This window comes from Paraburkholderia sp. A1BS-2L (assembly GCF_051125205.1).
GTDB lineage: Bacteria > Pseudomonadota > Gammaproteobacteria > Burkholderiales > Burkholderiaceae > Paraburkholderia.
Genome location: NZ_CP120429.1, coordinates 1754546 through 1774392, shown reverse-complemented (window position 1 = coordinate 1774392; position 19847 = coordinate 1754546). Strand labels below are relative to the sequence as shown.

Genomic DNA, 19847 nt, shown 5'->3' with positions numbered 1-19847 from the left:
GCGTATTCAATGCGCGTCGATGATGTGTTCCTGCGCGCGCTCGGCCAGCCATTCCTCGCGCAACAGCCGGCGCACTTCGGAGGAGACTTCCGCATCCAGCGTCGCCGGATGGTTCGCACTCACGCAGAAGATCTCGAAGAACGAGCCGTCGGGCGCGGGAAAGGGCCCGAGCAGGTCCCCCACCTGCGCGTTGAACACCTTCGCTTCGATGTCGGTCTTGAGCGAGCCGCGCAGCACCTTGCCGATCACGCCGCCGCGCTCGCTCGTATCGGCGATCGAGTGCTCGCGCGCCATTTCGCCGAACGCCTGCGGGTCGTCTTCGAGAATCGACATCACTTCGCGCGCCTTGCCTTCGGAGTCCACCACGATATGGCTCACCTCGATGCTGTCGAACTTCGGCGAATTGAGCTTGAAATAGCTTTCGACGGCCTCGTCGCTGCAGATCTGGTCGAAGGTCTTCTCCTGATAGAGGGTGTCGGTAATGAAGCGCTCGAACTCGTCCAGGCTGATGCCGAACACGTCCAGATAGCGATTCATGTCCGCTGCGCGATGCAGCCCGCGCACGCGGCGGAACTGGTCGGCACGCTGCTGGATTTCGTCGGCGCTCACCTGCACGCCCATTTTCTTCGCCGCGATGACGGTGAGCCGGTCGCGCACCTGCTGCTCGACCAGACTCTCGAACTGCCCCGTGAGCTTGAGCACCCGGATGAAATCCTCCGTGCCGATCACCTCGTCATCGATACGTACGATTGCCGTCATCTCGTTCCCCTGAGTTTCAGATCCTGATTCGTGAGTTCCGGGTCGCGGCCGCCCACCCCGCGAGCTTCAGCCCGCGACCTGCCGGAACGGGTCCAGCGCGAAATCGATGAGCCGCCGCTCGCGCACGACGATCTCGGCCGTCGCCGTCATGCCGTAGCGCAGCGGATACGTCGTGCCCGCAATGGAAAAGTCATCGCGCGCAAGGCGCACGCGCCCTTCATAAACAGGCTCGTGCGTTTGCGCCTGGGGCTTGGTGGCCGGCGAAATATATTCGAGCGTGCCATCCACCACGCCATAACGCTGATAAGGAAACGCGTTGAACTTGAGCTTCACGGGCAGCCCTTCGTGCAGAAACGCCCGGTCCTGCTCGGCAATCGCCACCTTGACGACCGGGCGCGCGTTGGCGGGCGCAATGCCGCCCAGCGGCGTGTTGGCCTGAATCTTGTCGCCGGGCTGCGTGGTGGTCACGTCCGTGATGACGCCCGAGACCGGCGCGAGCACCAGCAGGAAGTTGTCCTTGTCGATGTTCTCGAAGCGGATGCGCGCCGCGGCGTCGGCGGCCAGCCGCGCCGTCTGCACCTGCAGGCGCAGCTTGTCCTCGGTATTGGCGATTTCGCGCTCGGTGGCATCGTATTCGATACGCAGATTCGTGAGCGTCTCGGCACTGCCCTGAAGCTGCGCCTTCGCCTGCGCGAACTCGTGGCTCGTCTGCGCCTGCAGCGCGGCAAGCCGCGCCTGGGCAATCCGGTAGTTGTTGTCCGCCTGCAAAAACGCGCTGCGCTTTTCTTCTACCTGGCTTTGCGAAATCCCTCCGCCGCCGGGCAGCGCAAACAATCGCTCGTACTTGTCCTGCTCTTCCTTCGCGAGGTCGCGCACGTGGCGCGCGTTGTCGATGTTGCCGCGCGCTTCGTCCAGCTGTGCGTTCTCGGCCTGCTGCAGCTTGCTCGTGCCTTCCGCAACGCGGTTTTCATGCGCTTGCTCTTCCACGTCGATCTGCGCCTTGAGCGCCTCGGCCTTGCGCACCATGAGCGCCTTCTTTTCGGGGAACTCCTTCCACTCGCGCTCGGCGTCGTCAAGCTTCAGGCGCGCGTCGAGCGCGTTGGTTGCCGCCTGGATCGCACCGCGCGCATTGATCCGGCCAACCACGTCGTCCTTCTCCACGGGCTGGCCCTCGGCGATATAGATATCGACCAGCTCGCCGTCCACGGGCGCATAAATGCGGCGCACCTCGGACTCGGGCGAGAGCGTGCCCGGCGCGCTCACGATCACATCCGCGCGGCCGACGAACGACCAGGCGAGCCCGCAGACCACGAGCGCCACCAGCGCGATGATGGTCGCCTCGATCAAGCGCCATGGCCGCGCGGTCAGGATCGCGAGGCCTTCCTCGCTGTGATCGTCGAGCGCCTCGCCAAGCGGCCGGGGCGGCTCGGGCGCAGCAGGCACCACCGCGCGTGACTGGAGCGTGTGCAGCGCCGCGCGCAGGCGCTCAACGAGCCGGGGCAGCTTCACCGTGGTCTCCTGCCGATGCGAGCCTTTCAAGCCGGGCCGCATGGGCCGCGAATTGCGGCGTGGCGAAGTGCGCCGCGGCGAGGCGCTCACGCACCGCCTGCACATGGCCGGCGTGCGCCTCGCTGTCGATCTGCTGATACTGGTCGAAGTCGGCGCGCACGGCGTCGAGCCCGGCCAGCCGCGGGTAGCGTTGAGCGTAGTCGGCCAGCATCGCGGCGAGCCCGTCGAGACGGTCGCTCTCCAGCGCCTCGCCGATCGCCTGCTTGATGCGCTCGAGCGCGGCGACGTAGACCGAGTCGTCGCTTTGCAGCTTGCGCAAGTGGCTGAGCGCATCGGCATAGACCGTCGCAAACGCCGGCACGTAGGCCGAAATCCGGTCGAGTGCGCGCTGATGCTCGCCGGGGTCGTCGTTCCAGCGGCTCGTGATTGCCCGGATGGGCGCTTCGTCGCGATAGATGCGGATCGGCGCTTGCGGGCCGCCGCGCCCCAGCACGAACGACTGCAGCGCGCCCATCCAGCCGATGTTCTCCACGAGCGGCGCTGCGTCCGGGTTGTGGCGCGCAAGCGCGCGCATCGCCTGCACGATGGCTTGCGCGCGATCGAACGCATGCTCATTGATGGCGGCGATCCATTCGGGCACCTTCGCCTTGACGAGCGCTTCTGTCCCCATCGCGCGCCACGCAGGGTCGTCCGGGTAGCGTGCGAGGTGCTGATCGGCGATACGCGCCGCGCTTTCATATTGGCCGCTCGCGAGCAAGGCTTGCATCTCGCGCTGCGGCGCGCCCTGGAAGTACGTCACGGCAACCAGAACGACGAGCGCGGCCAGCACGCCGCCGCCCCACCAGCCAAGGCGGCGCATGTCGATGCGCCCGCTGCCGCCCAGCGCTTCGCTCAACTCGCAGAGAAACACTTCGAGCCGGCCGCGCCGGCGCCGCGCGTCCGGCGCCGGTTCGGGCGCGCGCGCGGGCGCATCGGGGTTGATCTCGTCGTCCTGCGCGGGCACCGGCGTGCAGAAGATGTCGAGAAACGAGTGCGCGGTGCCGACGAACGTGGTGCGCTCAGGATCGAACACACCATCGGTGCCGGAAGCGGCGGCGGCATGGGGATCGCCAGCAGGCGCGACCGCGCCGGGCTGGCGCGTGGCCGTGACGGTGGAATCGGTTGACGACGCGCTTTCGAGGCCGACGCGGTAAGCGAAGTGGTCGCCGCCGAACGCGAGCCGCTGCCCTTGTGCCAGCCGCACTGCGTGCTCGGCGAGGCGCTGCCCGTCAACGAACGTGCCATTGGTGCTGTCGAGGTCTTCGACGTATACGGCGTCGTCCTCGGCGTAGATGTGCGCGTGGCGCCGCGAGAGGTAGTTCACCTGATGCGGCCAGGCCTCGCGATACTGGGCGAAGGTCTCGTCGGCCTTGCTCACGAGAAACGGAAAACTGCTGATGACGATCGGCTGCAAACCCAGATCGCCGCGTTCAGGCGTGAGCGTCACGATGGCCGAGCGCACTGCCGCGCGCGCCGCGCGAGGGACGAAACCCACGCGGTATCTGAGTGTGCCCGCAAAGCAGAGCTCGTCGCCGTCTTTCAGGACGTGGGGCTTCTGCGTGACTTCGATACCGTTGACCGCCGTGCCGTTCTTGCTGTCCAGGTCGGCCACGTAGGCCACGCTGCCTTCGCGGAAGATGCGCGCATGACGGCGCGAAACGTCGACGACCAGTTCGGGCCGCGCGGACGCGAAAGGCGGCTGCGTGCGCCCCACGGCGAACAGATCCTTGTCGATGCGGATCTCGCCCAGTTCCGGATGGGATATCGGCCGAAGCACGATATCGAAGGTCCGGTCGAGTGTGGTCTGCCTCTCAACAATCGGAGCGGCACTCGAAGCGGCAATCGAAGCGACGTCAGGCACCATGATTCCGCCAACGATCAGCATTGGCCCGCCAGACTGCGCGCAGCACGAGCGCTGCGTGCGCACCGGCGATCCGTGTGAAGCCGCGCGCCCTGCACATGGCGATCGGAGTGTGAGAAAAGTGTAGGCGACGGATCGCGGGAATCAAACCACTGGCGCGTCCCGCCGCGTTGCGCGTGCTCACCCTCGCTCACCTTGCCGGGGCTGCGGCCACAGCCGACGATGCCACGTTGGTCACTTCGACAGCAGGCCACCCGCCGCCGATTGCCTTATAGAGCGTGACGGTGTCGCTCAGGATCTGTTCGTGATTGGCGAGCAGCGATAGCTCCGCGGAAGCGAGCGAACGTTCGGACTCCAGCACTTCGAGCTGAGAGACGAGCCCTTCCTTCAACTGGGCCTCCACTTGTGCCGCGACCATGCGCAAACGCTCGTTCTGCTGGAGCAGCTCGGTGCGCTGCTTTTTGTGCGCGTCGAGATTCACGAGCGCATTTTCGACTTCCTCGAAGGCCGTGAAAACCACCTGACGATACTGCTCTTCAGTCACCTTGCTTTGCGCCTCGGTCGTCTTGATGTGCGCATGCACTCCCGGATCGAACATCGGCAGGTTGATGCTCGGCATGAAGCTGAAGGTGAAGGCCTTGAACAGGTCGGAGAGCGAGAATGCGGCCGTGCCGCCGCGCCCCGTGAGACTGATGGTCGGCAATTGCGCGAGCCGCGCGGCGCCCACTTCATCATACGATTCGAGAATGCGGAACTGCGCGGCCACTACATCGGGGCGGCGTGCAAGCAACTGGGCGGGCAGCCCCATCGGCACGTCGGGCAGCTTCACGCGCTGGCGCAACTGGCCCGCCGGCATCTTGAACTCGCCCGCCGGCACGCCAATCAGCGTGGCCAGCGCGTTTTCCTCGGTATCGCGCGAGCGGTGCAGCTCGAGCAGCTCGTTCACGAGGCCGTTGATTTCGGCGCTCTGGCGCAGCACCTCGGTCCTCGGCGCCACACCATTTGCATACATCTGCTCGTAGATCGTGAGAATTTGCTTGTTCTTGTCGAGCGTCTGTTGCTCCTCGCGGATTTGATCGTCGAACTGGAGAATCTGAAAATAAGTGGTCGCCACATTCGCAACGAGCGTGAGCCACCCCGCGCGCCAATCCGCCTCGCTCGCGTGGTATTCCGCCTTCTGGGCCTGCACGCCTTTTTCGACCTTGCCCCAGATGTCGATGTCCCAGTTCAACTGCGTGCCGACGCTATAGGTCTTCGTGAGCTTTTGCCCCGTGCTCTTTTCGTAATCGATACCCGCGCCCGCATCGAGCGTGGGCAGCGCGCCGGCCTGCACTTCGCCGATCTGCGCACCGGCCACGCCAATGCGTGCCGCGAGAATCTTGATGTCGACGTTGCCCGAGATCGCCTTGTCGATCAGCGTGTTCAGGTACGGGTCGTTGAAGGCTTTCCACCATTGCGCGTCGACCGTATCCGCCGCGGAAACAGCGCCGTGCGCGTGCGCCCAGGTTTGCTTGGCCGGCATGTCGGGGCGGTGGTAAGCAGGCGTGCTGAGATCCGAGCAACCGCACAGCAGCGCCGCACTCAATCCCGCCAGGCCCATGAAGCGCGCCAGCAAACCCATCGTGCTGCAACGTGCAGGTGCGGGAAACGGCGTGTGCAACGGCATGTGCAACGGCGAAAGCGGTGTGTTCACGATCGACTCCTTGAGCGGAACGCGACGGCGAGGCGGTATGGGATGGGAAGCGAAGGCGGTGACGTGGAAGCGCTTTCGCTTCCACGTCTTGCAGCAGGATCAGAAGAAGTTGATGGTGTTCTTCGCCGTCTGCACCGGATTGACCGACGAATGGATGCCCGATACGAACGCCACATCGTTGCCAGTGTTGCTCACGATATTGTTGGTCTGGCCAATCAGCTGTTCTGCGCTGAAGGTGGTGGTGTCGATCTTCACGCTCGGCGCCGGGTAGTAGACCGGCAGGCCCAGGTAGCCGCCGCGGACGGCGCTCATGGAACGGCAGTCGAGTTCCCGGGTGGCGCTCAGGTCGGCGATCATCAGCTTGCTCATGACAGTTCTCCAGATAGGTAAGGTGCCAGGTGTTGGCGTTTGAGCTGCAATGTTGCGGGCTCGCTTCCATTAAGGCATGAGGCGTGCCAGTTGCGCGGCCGCGCGCCGGCAAAGCCGCGCAACGCCCGCTGCATAGGGACTTCACCGATGTTCATGGGTGTGCCGAACACCTGAACCGATGCTCGCGGGCCACGCGCGCTGATGGGCGCGCGCCAACTCAGCACGCGAATTGTGTTGGCGCGGCGCCGACACTGAAGCGCCGGGTGTTGAGCGGGTTGCTGGGTGAGGGACTGAAAGCGGGCAGCGAGCGTGCGCTCGCTGTGGATTTGATGACGCCTGGCGCTTGGGCGCGCGCTTTATCGCGCGCGCCAATGCCCGGTAATCAACTTCGTATGGATCACTTAACGTATAAGGTGATCTTCTTCGAATAGATCGGTGGATTGTGCGGAATGTGATGAGCGTCGCCCATCAGCAGCTGTAGCGTATGCTTGCCCGGCGGCAGCTGGATCGTGGTTTCGGTTTCGCCCGCGCCGAAATGCAGATGGTTGCGGTCCGAGGGAATGGGCTGATCCATTGGCGGCAGGTCGGTGTCGATCAGCAAATGGTGATGCCCGGTGTTCTTGAACTCGACGTCCTTGGGCGCCACGCCCATGTAGCGCAACCCGAACCAGACGCGAAACGGTTTGCCGGCCGGCATCACCTGGCCGTTGTTGGGCCAGCCGATATAGGCGATGGCCTTGGGGTCGGCCGGGGTCGTGCCCGCGTGCGCCGCGCCGCCAAGGAGCAGCACGAGGCTGGCCGCAAAAACACGGACAAAGACAAGAATCCTGTTCATGGCATGCACTCCCGCATCTGGCTGCAAACAGCCAGTAAGCCCTGCTCCGCTACTTCACCGTGATCGTGATCTTCTTCGAGTACACGGGTGGATCGTGCGGCACGTGGTTGTAGTCGCCCATCAGCAACTGCAGCGTGTGCTTGCCCGGGGGAAGCTCGATGCGGGCCTCCGTTTCGCCCGCTCCGAAATGAAGATGATTGCGGTCCGACGGGATCGGCTGGTCCAGCGGCGGGAGATCCGTGTCGACGAGCACGTGATGATGGCCCGTGTTCGCCCGGTTCACGCCCTTGGGGCAGACGCCCATGTTGCGCAAACCCATGCGTACCCAGAACTTGCCGTTTGGAATCGTTGCTCCGTCCGGTGGCCAGATGATGTAGACCTCGGCGCCCGGCGGCGATGGGGTGCGCTCGGCAAACGCCAGACGCGGTATCAGAACAACCGCTGCCAGTGCCAACAAGGTTTTTCTTCGTTGCATCTCGTTGCTCCTTCTGCGGCGATCCGCACGCTGCCTCGCGATCCGGCGCGTGATGTACAGCTTAGGTCGGATTCCCCCGGATGCACATATATCGGCGCGTGTGCGCCGCCTTCGTTTCAACCGCTTCATTCATCTCATGCATCGCCCGCACGCGTGCTATTTTGTAGTTGTATACGAACAGTGTTTGTGTCTGTACCCTGAAGCGTCAATAAGGCAGCACACCTCTGTATGAGAAGCCGATGCCTTCCAGGGTTTTCCTGATTTGCTGCGGGTTTGCTCCTGATGTTGCTCCTCGTGTTGCGTGATATGGAGAACGAACATGTGGCGGCGATTGGTGCCTGTGTGCCTGTTGGCCTCGCTCAGCCTGAGCTCGGCGACCCTCCCAGCCATGCCGGCAACGCATGACCGTCCGGCTCCGGCAAGCACGCTGCACGCCGTGGCGCTGCGAGCGCATTTCAGCTACGCGCGCGCGATACCCGCTGTCCATTCCGGTAACGATTTTGCTGTCATGCGCGTTGGCCTGATGCCCAAGGACACCTCGGAAGAGTACGAGATCACGTTCTGGAATTCGGTCAAGGACAGCCAATACGCGAGCGACTATGAGGCGTATCTGAAGGCGTATCCGAACGGGCGCTTCGCGCCGCTCGCCCAGGCGCGTCTTGCACGCTTGCGCGCAATGGCGTCGAAAGCGCCCGCTGCGCCAGCAGCACACGAGGCGAGCGGTGCTGCAAGCGCGGCACCCGCGCCGGCCACGCAAGCGAAGCCCCCGCCTCCCGCAGCCGCACCGCCAGCCACGCAAGCGAAGGCCGCTCCCCCTGTAGCCACGTCGCCATCCGCGCAAACGAAGGCGCCGCCAGCCGCAGCCGCACCGCCAGCCGCACAAGCGAAGCCGGCGCCCGCCGCCGCAGCCGCGGTTCCCGCAGCAGTTCAAGCGGCGGTGCCTGCGAAGACCAATGTCGTCGCCGTCAAGCCGGGCCCGCACGATATTCAGGACTGCCCCGCTTGTCCGTTGTTGATCGCAGTAACGCCGGGCAACTTCATGATGGGCAACGAAACCGACGACCCATCGGAAAAACCCGTGCACCGCGTAACGATTGGCCACGGCTACGCGCTCGCGAAATATTCGGTGACCGTGGCGCAGTGGAACGCGTGCGTCAACGCCGGCGCTTGCCCGCGCTTGTCGAGCGATAGCAACGCCGCGCCGAATGCCCCCGTGCGCGACCTGAGCTGGGACGACGCGCAGCAATACGTGAAATGGCTCTCCAGGATCAGCGGCAAGCCCTACCGCCTGCCGACCGAGGCCGAGTGGGAATATGCGGCGCGCGGCGGCACCGCAACGCGCTACTGGTGGGGCAACGAAATGCGCAAGGGCACGGCGAACTGCAAGGATTGCGGGCCGCCGTGGCGCGTGGAAGCCCCCGACGATGTCGGCTCTTTTGCGGCCAATCCCTATGGCTTCTACGACATGGCCGGCGGGGTCTGGGAATGGGTGAGCGACTGTTGGCACAACTCGTACAAGAACGCCCCCGACGACGGCCGCTCGTGGGACGAGCCCAACTGCCAGGCGCGGGTAATCCGCGGCGGCTCCTGGCGAGACGGCGCAGGCTATATGCTGAGCGCCACGCGTTTCAAATACGACAGCAGCGTGCGTTACAACGCCAATGGATTTCGTGTGGCGCGGGACATGCAATAGCGTGTGCCATAGCGTGTGCCATAGCGTGTGCCATAGCGTGTGCCATAGCGCGGCCACGCGGTGCAGGTGTCCTCAAAGACAGTCCGAATCATGTAAGCACACCCGTAAGGATTCGATTTCCATACGTGGAGACGCAGCATGGCTTGCGATGTTTCCCTCACCCGCCGAACCTTCCTCAAGGCCATGGGCAGTGGCGCATTCACGGTCTCGGTGAGTTCGATCACGGCGTTGACCGGTGCGTGTTCTGCCCAGCGCACACAAAGCGAACCCGCCGGAACGATTGGCCCGGGCACCCACGCCACGCCAGAAGCCGCGGCACCGGAGAAAGCCGTGAATGGCATGCCCGCATGGGCGCCGAAGCCCGGCAAGGCGCGCTGGCGTATCGAAGGCGTGCGCAAGGTCACGGGAGCGAAGATCTACGCGCGCGACTTCAAGGCACGCGACTTCGCGGGATGGCCGAAACAGGAAAACTGGCTATACGCGCTGCGGTGCAATTGCATCGACAAGAAGGTCGAGGGATTCGATCTCAGCGTATTGCCTCGCGAGCTTCGTCCCATTGCCGTGATATCCAACGAGACGCTAAACGACAATCACATTTATCTCTCGACCAAGCCGGATCCGAGAAAGAACAAGGATATCTATCTTTTTGCGCAGCCAGGCGACCCGGCGGATTGCTACGGTCAGCCCGTCGCCCTGTTGATCTTCGAAGACTTCGATACCTGGCGCCGCGCGAAAAAGCTGCTCGAATTCAACGATGCGGTCATTCGCTATGGCGCAACGGTATCGCGGGACAACCAGCCGCCGCCCTTGTTTTCGTTGCCCAAACTCTATGTGCGCGACGACGACAAATCGTTCTCTAACATCCACATGGTTACGGACACCAATGGCAACCCAACCGACGCGTTCCGCAGCCAGAGCAAAACCGTGAGCGACGAGATTCGCGCGCTGGCGAGGCGCAATGTCGAAAGCAGCGCCTGGCGCCAGTTCGACGGCGCGTTTCAGACACCCGCAATCGACCCTGTCTTTCTGGAACCGGAAGCGGGACTGGCCTGGTATCAGCAGGACGCCGGCGTGCTGCAACTGGTGCTCGGCACACAATCGCCACGCGACGACGCCACCTCTGCCGGCAGCCTGTTTGCCAATAGCAAGATCCATATCGATCACGTGCATGTGACCGGATGTTATCCCGGCGGCGGCTTCGGCGGCCGGGACAAATCGTACTTCCCGCTCTATCTTGCGCTTGCGGCGCCGTTTGCGAAGGGGGCATTGCGCTGGCAACAGTCACGCTACGAACAGTTCCAGGTAGGCCTGAAACGATCCGAAACCGAATTCACGGAGTCCATCTGGGTGGACCGCAATGGCAAGCTCCAGGCATTGGACAGCACGTTCAAGCTCAATGGCGGCGGCAAGGCCAACCTGTCGGGTGCCGTGGGCGACCTCGCGGCGATGAGTTCGATGAGTTGCTACGACATTCCGCGCGCGATTGCGCAAAGCTCGGTGACCTGGACGCCCGAGGTGTTCGGTGGTTCACAGCGCGGCTTCGGCGGCCCGCAAGCCTTTCTGGCCATCGAAACGTTGCTGGACGAGGCCGCCCAGTCTCTGCACAAGAGCCCATTTGAGATTCGCCGCGACAATCTGCTTGTCAAAGGCCGTGGCAAGACGCTGACCGGCGCGCCCATTCTGTTCGACCTGCAACTCGAAGAACTGCTGAACCGGCTCGAAACTCACTCGCTGTGGCGCAACCGGGAAAGCACCCGCGCGCAAAAGCGCAAGCAAGGATTGCGATATGGCGTCGGGCTCGCCATGTCAAATCAAGCCTACGGCACCGGGAAAGACGCTGTGTTCGCGATGGTGCAGATTCAGCCGGATGCCGACGTGCGCGTGCTGACGCACTACACCGATATGGGCAATGGCGCGGCGACCACATTGGGACTCGCACCCGCCACCTGGCTCGGGCGCAACGCGCAAGAAATCGTGATGAGCGAGGTCGAGGCGTTCGCCTCCATTACGGATTTCAACTACCGGGCGCTCGGCCAATGGCCGGACGACAGCCGAAGCTATCCCATTTCCGGGCCGTTTGGGTCGTCGAGCGCGTGCCTCGGGGCATTCCATCACTATCAGGCCGTGGATCGCGCGGCCATGGTGCTGATGTTGCAGAGCGTGCTGCCCGCCGCGCGCCAGATATGGGGCAACGCGCGCATTGCGCCGCAAGCGCTCAAGTGGACGAACGGAAAGCTGACGGCCCCTGGCCGCCCGTCACTCAGCTGGTCCGCCTTGCTCGACGAAATGGAACGCATGCAGCTGCCCACCGTGGCGGCCGTCCACGTGACCTACGCGGGCGATTTCTGGAGACGTCAGTACACCTTCAAGTCCGGAGCCGCCGAGATGGATTGCGACTTCGTGGCAGTCGGCACCGATACGCGCAACCTCAAGCCGTTGCCTCACGGTGCGCTGATCGCGCCGCACGACGCAGTGGGATACGGCCGGACCAACTATGCGCCCGCTGCCGCGCTGGTCGCGCTAAGCGTCAGCCCAGCCAGCGGGCACGTCAAGATCGAGCATGTCGTCACCACGCTCAGCGCCGGCCGGCTGATTTGCCCTGAGATCGTCGAAGGTCAATCGCAAGGCGCTGTTGCAATGGCGATCGGCAACGTGCTCAGCGAAGCGTGCCCGCTCGGCGACCAAGGCCCCGGAAACGGCAAGTGGAATCTGGACCAGTACCTGATCACGCGCATGACCGACGTGCCGATCCAGGAACTCATCACGCTGCCGCCGCCCGCGGACAAGGATCGCCATGGGGCACGCGGAATCGGCGAGGCCGTCATGTGTCCCATCGCGCCCGCGCTGCTCAATGCGCTGGCCATGGCAACAGGGCGCCGCTTCAGGCAAACACCGGTGACATCCGGGATGATTCGGGAGGCACTGGCATGAGCGGACGTGCGGTGCAGATTCACGTGAACGGGCAAGCGGTCACGGTTCCAGCGGCCGATGCCGATATGAGCCTCGCTGAATTCCTTCACGAACGCATGGACTTGACGGGCACCAAAGTGTGCTGCGGCATCGGCGTATGCCGTGCGTGCACCGTAGGCATGCGTAGCGGCCAGGACGCGTTGATGGAAAAAACCCTGGCATGCGTGACGCCCGTCAGCGCCGTCGCGGATCAGTACATCTATACCGTAGAGAGCCTCGCGCAAGGGGCCACGCTCTCGCCGCTGCAACAGACCTTCCTCGAATCCTTCGCGTTTCAATGCGGGTACTGCACGCCCGGTTTCCTGATGGCGGCCACCGCCATGCTCGAACATTTGAAGGCCTACGGCACCGTTCAACTCGAAGCGGCCATCGATACCTGGGTGGGCGGCAATCTGTGCCGCTGCACCGGCTACGTCAAGTACCGCGATGCCATCCGCAAAGTCGCGCAACAGCACATGAAAGTCGGAGCGTGAAGATGCGCCGAGCGATCCGGCTATTCGCACTGGCCTGCATCATGGCCATGCCGCTTGCGGCCTGGGCGCGCGAACAGACATTGCTCGAATACGCCGAGCAATGCGCGAAGGAAATCGGCGCAATTCCCGCCTTCGACTGCAACGACGGAACGGACATACCCATTACGATCAACGGCAAGCCTCCCGCGAAAAATGAATCTCCACGGCTGTGCGACAAGCCCTCTTTACTTCACCCGGACTCCGAAGTAATGGGACAGTGCATCCCGTATTCGAAAATTCTGAATCTATCGCGCGGCAATACGCAGATCGCCGCGTACTGCCGTCGCAACACGCTGCGCGCCGACACGAATCCAAACTATGACGAAGTCGACATCGTCATGCATCACTCTGGCAACGGCAAGACCTGCTGGTTCCAATCCGCACCCGCTTCGGGCACGAAAGGATTCGATGCAACCCGTGTGCCGCCGCCCAACGAGAAAAGGCCGCCGCCAGGCCGTCCCGCCGCGGTCGAATTCTGGATGAGTCCCGCAAAGGTTGCAGCGGAGAAGCCCACCTGCGTGTCCTGCCACGATGCCGGACCGTTTGTCTTCAGCCCGTATATCGGGCAGGTCTGGGACAAGGTGCCCACCGACCCATGGGGGAGATATTCGAACATCGGCGCGGCATTTTCATCGCATCGCCTCACGACGATCACCACACCGGGCAACGCCTGTATCGGCTGCCACCGGATAGGCAGCGAGAAGAGTTGCACGGCCTATATCGGCCTTTCGGCGGGCAAGCTTTCCGCGCCTGGGAACGACACGCTCGCCAACCGTTATCCGCTTAGCCACTGGATGCCGACCGACAACACCATGAGCGAGGCGCAATGGAATGAGGCAAACGTGAAATCGGTCGAGGCCTTGCTGGCCTGCTGCAATGACAAGGCACACAAAAACCCGAACTGCAGCTTCAGTCCCGTTTCAGCAAGTTCGAAGGCGAGCTACGGTAAATGACGCCACGATCTGTTTCGAACGCAACGACGCCATTTTGTCATTGCAATTCCAGCCTCTGCCCCCCGAGCCGCCATGCGATATTTTCGCGCGCGCGCACCTCGCAGCGTGAATGGAAGTAATCGGTCAGGTAGATGCGTGGCCGCGCGAGCAAGCCTCGCAGGATCTTGCTCTCCTGCAAGGCGTAGGCGTGGTCGTCAAGGTCCGGGCGTTCGGCTCTCAGGCGCATGCCGTCTTCCTGAAACCGGCGACGCGGTGCGCCGAGCGCCGCGAGATCGATATCGCACGCAAAGCGCGAATCCAGTTCGACTGGAACGCGGGTGTGCCGGGTCGCGAGAATCGCGTCGCAAATGCGCTCGCGCATCACCATGCGATCGTCGGCCCGGCGCAGCACCCAGTCGACGCTGCGCTGTTCGTTATCCTGAGCGCCGGGCACGTATATCACGTCGTGGCACCATAGGGCCAGCTCAACGACATCGCGGCGCTCAATGGCATCGCGCGCCAGATCGAAATCGCGCAGGCAGCGTCGAACGTGACGCAACGTATGATAGTGACGGCCCGGTTCCCCATAGCGACGCACGAGATCGGCATACACGGCGTCGGCGTGCTGCCCCCCGTTGCGCGACCACAACTCGACGAAGCGCTCCTGCCTCAGGTTCACCCTTGCTCCTTTGCGCACCGCGCGTCCTGGCACCGGTCTTGCGCAGCCGCTATCGACAGCCTCAGAGAAATTCCTTGCGAATGTCGATGCTCGAGCGCCGGCCTATATCGACATAGTGCCTCGCGAGCCACGCATCGGCTTCCTTTCGGCCGTTGTCCCGCAGTTCGCACAGGAAATTCCAATCCGCGTTGTACTTGCTCGATACGCTGAGCGCGCACATTGCCGCGTCGGAGCGGATCGAATGAATCAGCATTTCCTTCATTTCTTCGCGCGCGAACTTACCCTTCTGGATCAGATCGGTAACGAACGCGATCGCGCGCATTTCGCGCATCAACGACGAGTTGAAACTGATTTCGCTGATCCGGTTAAGAATCTCGGCCGCCGTGACCGGCACCCCGCGCCGCACGAGCGGGTTGATATGGACGATCACCACGTCGCGCGTCTTGCAGTGATAGATCAGCGGATAGATGGCAGGGTTGCCCATATAGCCGCCATCCCAGTAGTGCTCGCCTGCGATGGTGACCGCCTGGAACAGCGTCGGCACACAGGCGGAGGCGAGCACGGCGTCCGCGCAGACGTCCTCGCCCGTGAAGAGGCGGATCTTGCCCGTCTCCACGTTGGTCGCGCAAAGGTATAGCAGGATCGGGCACGACTTGCGCAGCGCCGCAAAGTCGACCTGGCGTTCAAGTACTTCCCGCAGCGGATTCAGGTTGTGCGGATTGAACTGGTAGGGCGAGAACATTCGCAGCATCATGTCGGCGAATGCATAGAGCGGCGAATGGTCGAGCCCGAAGCTGTGCGACCCCTTGAGCCACGGCACCCAGCGCAGCGGGTTATAGCGTTCCGCCGACTCGGCAACCGCATGCCAGAAGTCGTGCAGTGCCTCGCGCGCGCCGCTTTCGCCGCCCTTCAACAGCCCGTACGCCAGCACGGCGCCATTCATTGCACCGGCGCTCGTCGCGCTTACGCCTTCGATCGCGAGTCTTTTGTCTTCGAGCAGGCGGTCGAGCACGCCCCACGTGAACGCGCCGTGCATCCCGCCGCCCTGCAATGCCAGCGCGATCTGCTTTGGCGCTGCGGGATCGTTGTCTCTTTCACGGCTTGCTGTCTGCTTCGTCGCCATGGGTCGCCTCGCTGGCGGGTTAGCCCCGTCCTTCGTCGTTTGTTCGCACGTTGCTCGATGCTAGCGCGTCGAGCAACGCCTTGGCTTCTCGCAGATCGCCGGTGTCGAAGCCCTCCGTGAAGTGGCCGACAGTCTCGGACAGCACCTGCGTTGCCTCGCCTGATCTGCCTTCATGCTGCCACAGACGCGCGAGACTCGACGCCGCGCGCAGCGCCAGTGAGTGGGCACCTTGCGCGCGAGCCACGGCAATCGCCTTGAGAAAGCAAGCTTGCGCGTCTTCGCTGGACGAAGGCATGCGTTCGTCCTCGCTCAACGCCGCGAGCAGCAGGGTTCCCTTGAGCCGATGCAATTCAGCCTCGTAGAAACGCTCACCGGTTGCCTCTGTGATCGCCATGGCCGCATCGAGCGTCTGCAGGCCGCCCGGTATGTCGCCGGCCCGCCACTGGCACTCGGCGAGCAAGGCCAGAAAGTAGGAGCGATGTTCCTCACCACCCGCTGACCGTTCGGCGTCCAGCCCCCGGCGCAACTGGGCGAGGCCCTCCTGCAGGCTTCCCGGTTCGATGCGCGCCCAGCCCGACAAAATGGTGCCCCACGCGAACCAGTACGGCAAATCGTGCTCGGTCGAGACGGCGATGGCCGCTTCGGCTCGCTCCTTCACCAGCGCAGCCTCGCGCCGAAGCTGGTGCAGCTCGGCTGCGTAACCCAGCGTGAATGCCAATGTCGGCCCGTAGGCGTGCCTCTGCGCGAGCACGAGCGCCTCCGTGCTTCGCTTGAGCGCCTGATCGGGATAGCCCTGCAGCCAGCGTATCAAGGACAGGAAATTCAACGCCCGGCTGCCGGGGTCCACGCCATGCGAGACGGCATGGGTCCGATGCCGCTCGGGATCGTAGAGGGTCAGCGCCTGCTCTTCGTGCGCGGCAGCAGCGTCCAGTTCGCCCAGCAGGAACAGGCAGGCACCGAGTGCACCGTGTGCCTCCATGAGCCAGTCCAGATCCTTTGCCTGCTGCGCCATGCGCAGCATCTGCTCGCCCAGATCGCGCGCCACCGCGTACTGCGCACGCGTCATGTTATGAATTCGCAAGCCAAGGAGCGCCGCAAAAAGCTGCGGCACCTCGCCGAGTTGTTCACCGAGCTGCCGGGCTCGCGTGTAGGTCGCCGCCACCTCGGGCGCCCCATAGCCGCGCACGTTCATCAAGGCGGGGCCCAGCGAGAGCAACAGCGTCAGCTCGCGCGACGCGCGGGCAGGCGTATCGGGCAATCGCTCGAGCAGACCCAGGGCGGCGCCGAGATGGTGCATGGCGTCCGGATGGGCGCCGTGCCTGAGCGCTTGCTGCCCGGCGCGGTGCAGGTATTCCACCGCCTTGGGAATGTTGCCGCTCAGGCTGTAGTGATGCGCCAGTTCGCTGCAGTAGTCCGCGATGCGCGCGGGGAACAGCGCCTCGATTGCCTTCGCGGTACGCTCGTGCAACACGCTGCGCCGCTCCGTGAGCAGAGAGTGGCCCGCCACCTCCTGCGTCAGCGCATGCTTGAACGAATATTCGACTTCCGGGTAGGCGGGCCGCTCGTAAATGAACTCCGCGGCTTCCAGGTGCGCGAGCAGCGCGCGCAGATCGTCGTCGGTGCGTGCGAGCTGTCCGTCGCAGATGCGCTGGACCAGGCTGAACGGAAACTCCTTGCCGATCACCGCGAGCGTTTGCAGCAGTTCCTTCTGCATGAGCGGGAGGCGGTCGATACGTGAGGCGAGCACGCCTTGCACCGTGGTCGGGATATGCAGCGCGGAAGGTATCCTGTCGACGCGATAACGCCCGGGCTCGCCGTGCAAGGTGCGCTCCTCCACGAGCGTTTGCACCACCTCCTCCATGAAGAACGGGTTGCCCTCGGTCTTTTCGAGGATGCGCTGCTTGAGCGGCAACAGCGAGGCATGCTCGCCGAGCAGCGCCGCGAGCAGCCCCTCGGCCTGCTCCGGCCCCAGCGGCTCCAGCCGGAGCTGGCTGCTGTCCCACGCCGGCTGGTACTCCGGCCGGTAGTTCACGAGCAGCAGGACACGGGTGCCCGGCACGCGCTCGACCAGGTATGCGAGGAACGCCTCGGTCTCCCGGTCCAGCCATTGCAGGTCCTCGAAGAGCAGCTCGATCGGCTGGCTTTGGCTCTCGCGCGTCAGAATCTGCGTGATCGCGTCGAAGGTCCGGTCGCGCCGAACCTTTGGATCCATGTCCGCGAGCGCGGAAGCGGATTCACCCGTGCCAAGCAGATAGAGCAGATAAGGCACCAGATCCTCGAAGCTGCGCTCGAGCGTCAACACCTTGCCGACGACTTTCTCGCGGCGGCGTCGCTCATCGTCTTGCGCGTTGATCTGAAAATAGCTCTTCATGAGCTCGATCAGCGGCAAATTGGCAAACGCCTTGCCGTGTGAAACAGAAAACGTTTCCAGCACCAGACACCCTCGCCGCGAACGTTCCTTGAATTCATGGAAAAGGCGCGACTTCCCGACGCCCGCCTCGCCGACCACGGCGACGACCTGTCCACGCCCTGCCCGCGCCATTGCCAGCGCCCGGTCGAGATGGGCCATTTCAGCCTCGCGCCCGACGAAGCGCGCGAGACCGCGATGGGCCGCCAGTTGCAAGCGCGTGCGCAGCGCACCCGGACCCAGCACCTCGTACACGGGCAGCGGCTCGGGAATGCCTTTGACCTGGGCTGCGCCCAGCGGCTTGAACTCGAAATAGCCCTCGGCCAGTTTGTGGGTCGACTCGCTCACGAGGATCGACGTGGGCGTGGCGATGCCCTCCATGCGCGAGGCGATGTGGATCGTGTGGCCGACCGGATCGTAATCGGTGTGCAGATCGTCGGTGCGGATCGAGCGCACGACGACCTCGCCGGTGTGAATACCCACGCGAATCTGCAGCGGAATGCCTTTCTCCAGACGAATGCGATCGCCATGCCAGCGCATTGCCTGCTGCATGCGCAGCGCGGCGAACAGCGCGCGTTGCGGATGGTCTTCGTGGGCGATCGGCGCGCCAAACAGCGCGAGGATGCCGTCGCCCAGGGACTTCGCGACGTAGCCCTCGTAATAGTGGACGGCCTCCATCATCAGCGCCACGACGGGTTCGATCAGGTGATGGGCTTCTTCCGGGTCGAGACCATGAATCAAGGCCGTGGAGCCGGCCATGTCCGCGAACAGCGCGGTGATCGTCTTGCGTTCGCCTGAGGTCTCGTTTCTTGCTTCCATGGCGACGTGCTCAGCACGAATACGCTCAGCAAGATGATGCGGCGTGTAATGAATCGGCGCGGGCGGCGACTCCTGTGCCGGTGGCGCCAGCTCCGGCGCCTCAGTGAGTTGCGTGAGCTGTGTGAGCTGCGCCCCGCATTCACTGCAGAATCGGGCGGCCGCCGCGGCCACGTACCCGCAACGGGGGCACGCGCGCGCGAGCAGCGTCCCGCACGCTTCGCAGAATCTCGCCTTGGCGGGATTCTCGAATCCGCAGTTTGTGCAGCGCATACGACCTCGTCGCAACCGGGAATCATCATGGGCCAATTATGCGCTGCATTCCCAGACGGAACAGCCCCAATCGATGAGCCGGAAAACGGCGGCCGGCCGCCGCCCCCTTCAGAGCACCACGTTGCATCGGCGGGCGGCTCGCCCGACAGCACGCCGAAGCCAATGCCGCTGATCCACCCTTCGTCGAGCGCGCGCACAAGCGCATCCTCATCGACGAGCCCACCGCGCGCCGTATTGATGATGAGCGGCTTGCGCTTCATCGCGCGAAACTCGGGCAGCGCGAGCATGCCGCGCGTCTGCGGCGTCAACGGGCTGTGTATCGTGATGACGTCGCTGCTTGCCAGCATTTCGTCCCACGGTGTGTAAAGCGGCCCGAGCCCTTCGCGGCCCTTGTGCGCCGCGAAGAGCACACGCATGCCGAAGGCCTTCGCAATCTCGGCCACGCGCTGCCCCAGCACGCCCTCGCCGATAATGCCCAGCGTCATGCCGCCCAGGTCGCGTATCGCGTGGTTGAAGAAACAGAACGGGCCGGACTTCTGCCATTCGCCGTTGAGCACGTCGTCGCGGTAAGCAATCAGATTGCGCCGCAATGCCAGCATCAACGCGAAGGTATGCTCAGGCACCGTGTTCACCGCGTAGCCGCGAATATTCGACACGCGAATGCCCTGCCGCTCGCAGGCGGCCTTGTCGATGCAGTCGGTGCCGGTCGCCGCAACGGCGATCAGCTTCAACGATGGCAGCTGCGCGAGCACTGCGGCCGTCAGCGGCACCTTGTTGGTGATCGCGATAGTCGCACCCGCCAGGCGCGCGGCGACCTGCCCGGCTGAAGTATGGTCGTACTCGATGAATAATTGGGGAACTTGGGGGAAAAGCGCCGCGTCCTGGGCAAGACGCGGCGCGGT

General features: G+C 63.9%; 14 protein-coding genes and 1 pseudogene. 4 read left to right on the top strand and 11 right to left on the bottom strand.

Features of this window, described 5'->3' with window-relative positions; translation table 11 throughout:
- Nucleotides 1–6: 6 nt before the first annotated feature.
- From P5W98_RS22885 to P5W98_RS22855, 7 genes are all read right to left on the bottom strand, one after another.
- Complete coding sequence (locus P5W98_RS22885; protein WP_421025833.1) at nt 7–759, bottom strand: peptidylprolyl isomerase; 753 nt, start codon at nt 757–759, stop codon at nt 7–9.
- A gap of 66 nt (nt 760–825) precedes the next feature.
- Nucleotides 826–2205 (bottom strand): HlyD family efflux transporter periplasmic adaptor subunit, encoded by a 1380-nt coding sequence (locus P5W98_RS22880; RefSeq protein ID WP_421027029.1) that lies wholly within the window; start codon nt 2203–2205, stop codon nt 826–828.
- 40 nt (nt 2206–2245) lie between these two features.
- Complete coding sequence (locus P5W98_RS22875) at nt 2246–4171, bottom strand: FHA domain-containing protein (protein WP_421079602.1); 1926 nt, start codon at nt 4169–4171, stop codon at nt 2246–2248.
- Between the two features lie 187 nt (nt 4172–4358).
- Nucleotides 4359–5789 carry an efflux transporter outer membrane subunit gene (locus P5W98_RS22870; RefSeq protein WP_421027030.1) on the bottom strand — a complete coding sequence of 477 codons (1431 nt, stop codon included), beginning with the start codon at nt 5787–5789 and terminating at the stop codon, nt 4359–4361.
- A 171-nt stretch (nt 5790–5960) separates the two neighbouring features.
- Nucleotides 5961–6230, bottom strand: coding sequence for a hypothetical protein (locus P5W98_RS22865; RefSeq protein WP_421025835.1), 270 nt, complete (start codon nt 6228–6230; stop codon nt 5961–5963).
- A 397-nt stretch (nt 6231–6627) separates the two neighbouring features.
- Nucleotides 6628–7065, bottom strand: coding sequence for a DUF4399 domain-containing protein (locus P5W98_RS22860; protein WP_421025836.1), 438 nt, complete (start codon nt 7063–7065; stop codon nt 6628–6630).
- A gap of 49 nt (nt 7066–7114) precedes the next feature.
- A complete protein-coding gene (locus P5W98_RS22855; protein WP_421025837.1) occupies nt 7115–7540 on the bottom strand; it encodes a DUF4399 domain-containing protein in 426 nt (141 codons plus the stop codon).
- Between the two features lie 388 nt (nt 7541–7928).
- Between P5W98_RS22855 and P5W98_RS22850 the strand changes: the two genes are divergently transcribed.
- The 4 genes from P5W98_RS22850 to P5W98_RS22835 all read left to right on the top strand — a co-directional run bounded on the left by P5W98_RS22850 (nt 7929) and on the right by P5W98_RS22835 (nt 13668).
- Nucleotides 7929–9233: a formylglycine-generating enzyme family protein gene (locus P5W98_RS22850; protein ID WP_421025838.1), complete on the top strand. Its 1305-nt coding sequence runs from the start codon at nt 7929–7931 to the stop codon at nt 9231–9233.
- Between the two features lie 138 nt (nt 9234–9371).
- Nucleotides 9372–12164 carry a xanthine dehydrogenase family protein molybdopterin-binding subunit gene (locus tag P5W98_RS22845; RefSeq protein WP_421025839.1) on the top strand — a complete coding sequence of 931 codons (2793 nt, stop codon included), beginning with the start codon at nt 9372–9374 and terminating at the stop codon, nt 12162–12164.
- Complete coding sequence (locus tag P5W98_RS22840) at nt 12161–12676, top strand: (2Fe-2S)-binding protein (protein WP_421025840.1); 516 nt, start codon at nt 12161–12163, stop codon at nt 12674–12676. Before P5W98_RS22845 ends, P5W98_RS22840 begins: the two co-directional genes overlap by 4 nt.
- A 41-nt stretch (nt 12677–12717) precedes the next feature.
- Nucleotides 12718–13668 (top strand): hypothetical protein, encoded by a 951-nt coding sequence (locus P5W98_RS22835; RefSeq protein ID WP_421042721.1) that lies wholly within the window; start codon nt 12718–12720, stop codon nt 13666–13668.
- Between the two features lie 37 nt (nt 13669–13705).
- Here P5W98_RS22835 and P5W98_RS22830 read toward each other — a convergent pair whose 3' ends face one another.
- From P5W98_RS22830 to P5W98_RS22815, 4 genes and pseudogenes are all read right to left on the bottom strand, one after another.
- Nucleotides 13706–14326, bottom strand: a complete 621-nt coding sequence (locus tag P5W98_RS22830) for an HD domain-containing protein (RefSeq protein WP_421025842.1) — start codon at nt 14324–14326, stop codon at nt 13706–13708.
- Nucleotides 14327–14387: 61 nt separating this feature from the next.
- Nucleotides 14388–15449 carry a patatin-like phospholipase family protein gene (locus tag P5W98_RS22825; protein ID WP_421025843.1) on the bottom strand — a complete coding sequence of 354 codons (1062 nt, stop codon included), beginning with the start codon at nt 15447–15449 and terminating at the stop codon, nt 14388–14390.
- Between the two features lie 19 nt (nt 15450–15468).
- Complete coding sequence (locus P5W98_RS22820) at nt 15469–18945, bottom strand: adenylate/guanylate cyclase domain-containing protein (protein WP_421025844.1); 3477 nt, start codon at nt 18943–18945, stop codon at nt 15469–15471.
- A gap of 128 nt (nt 18946–19073) precedes the next feature.
- Nucleotides 19074–19790, bottom strand: a pseudogene (locus P5W98_RS22815) (NAD(P)-dependent oxidoreductase); the annotation flags it as partial.
- Nucleotides 19791–19847 lie beyond the last annotated feature (57 nt).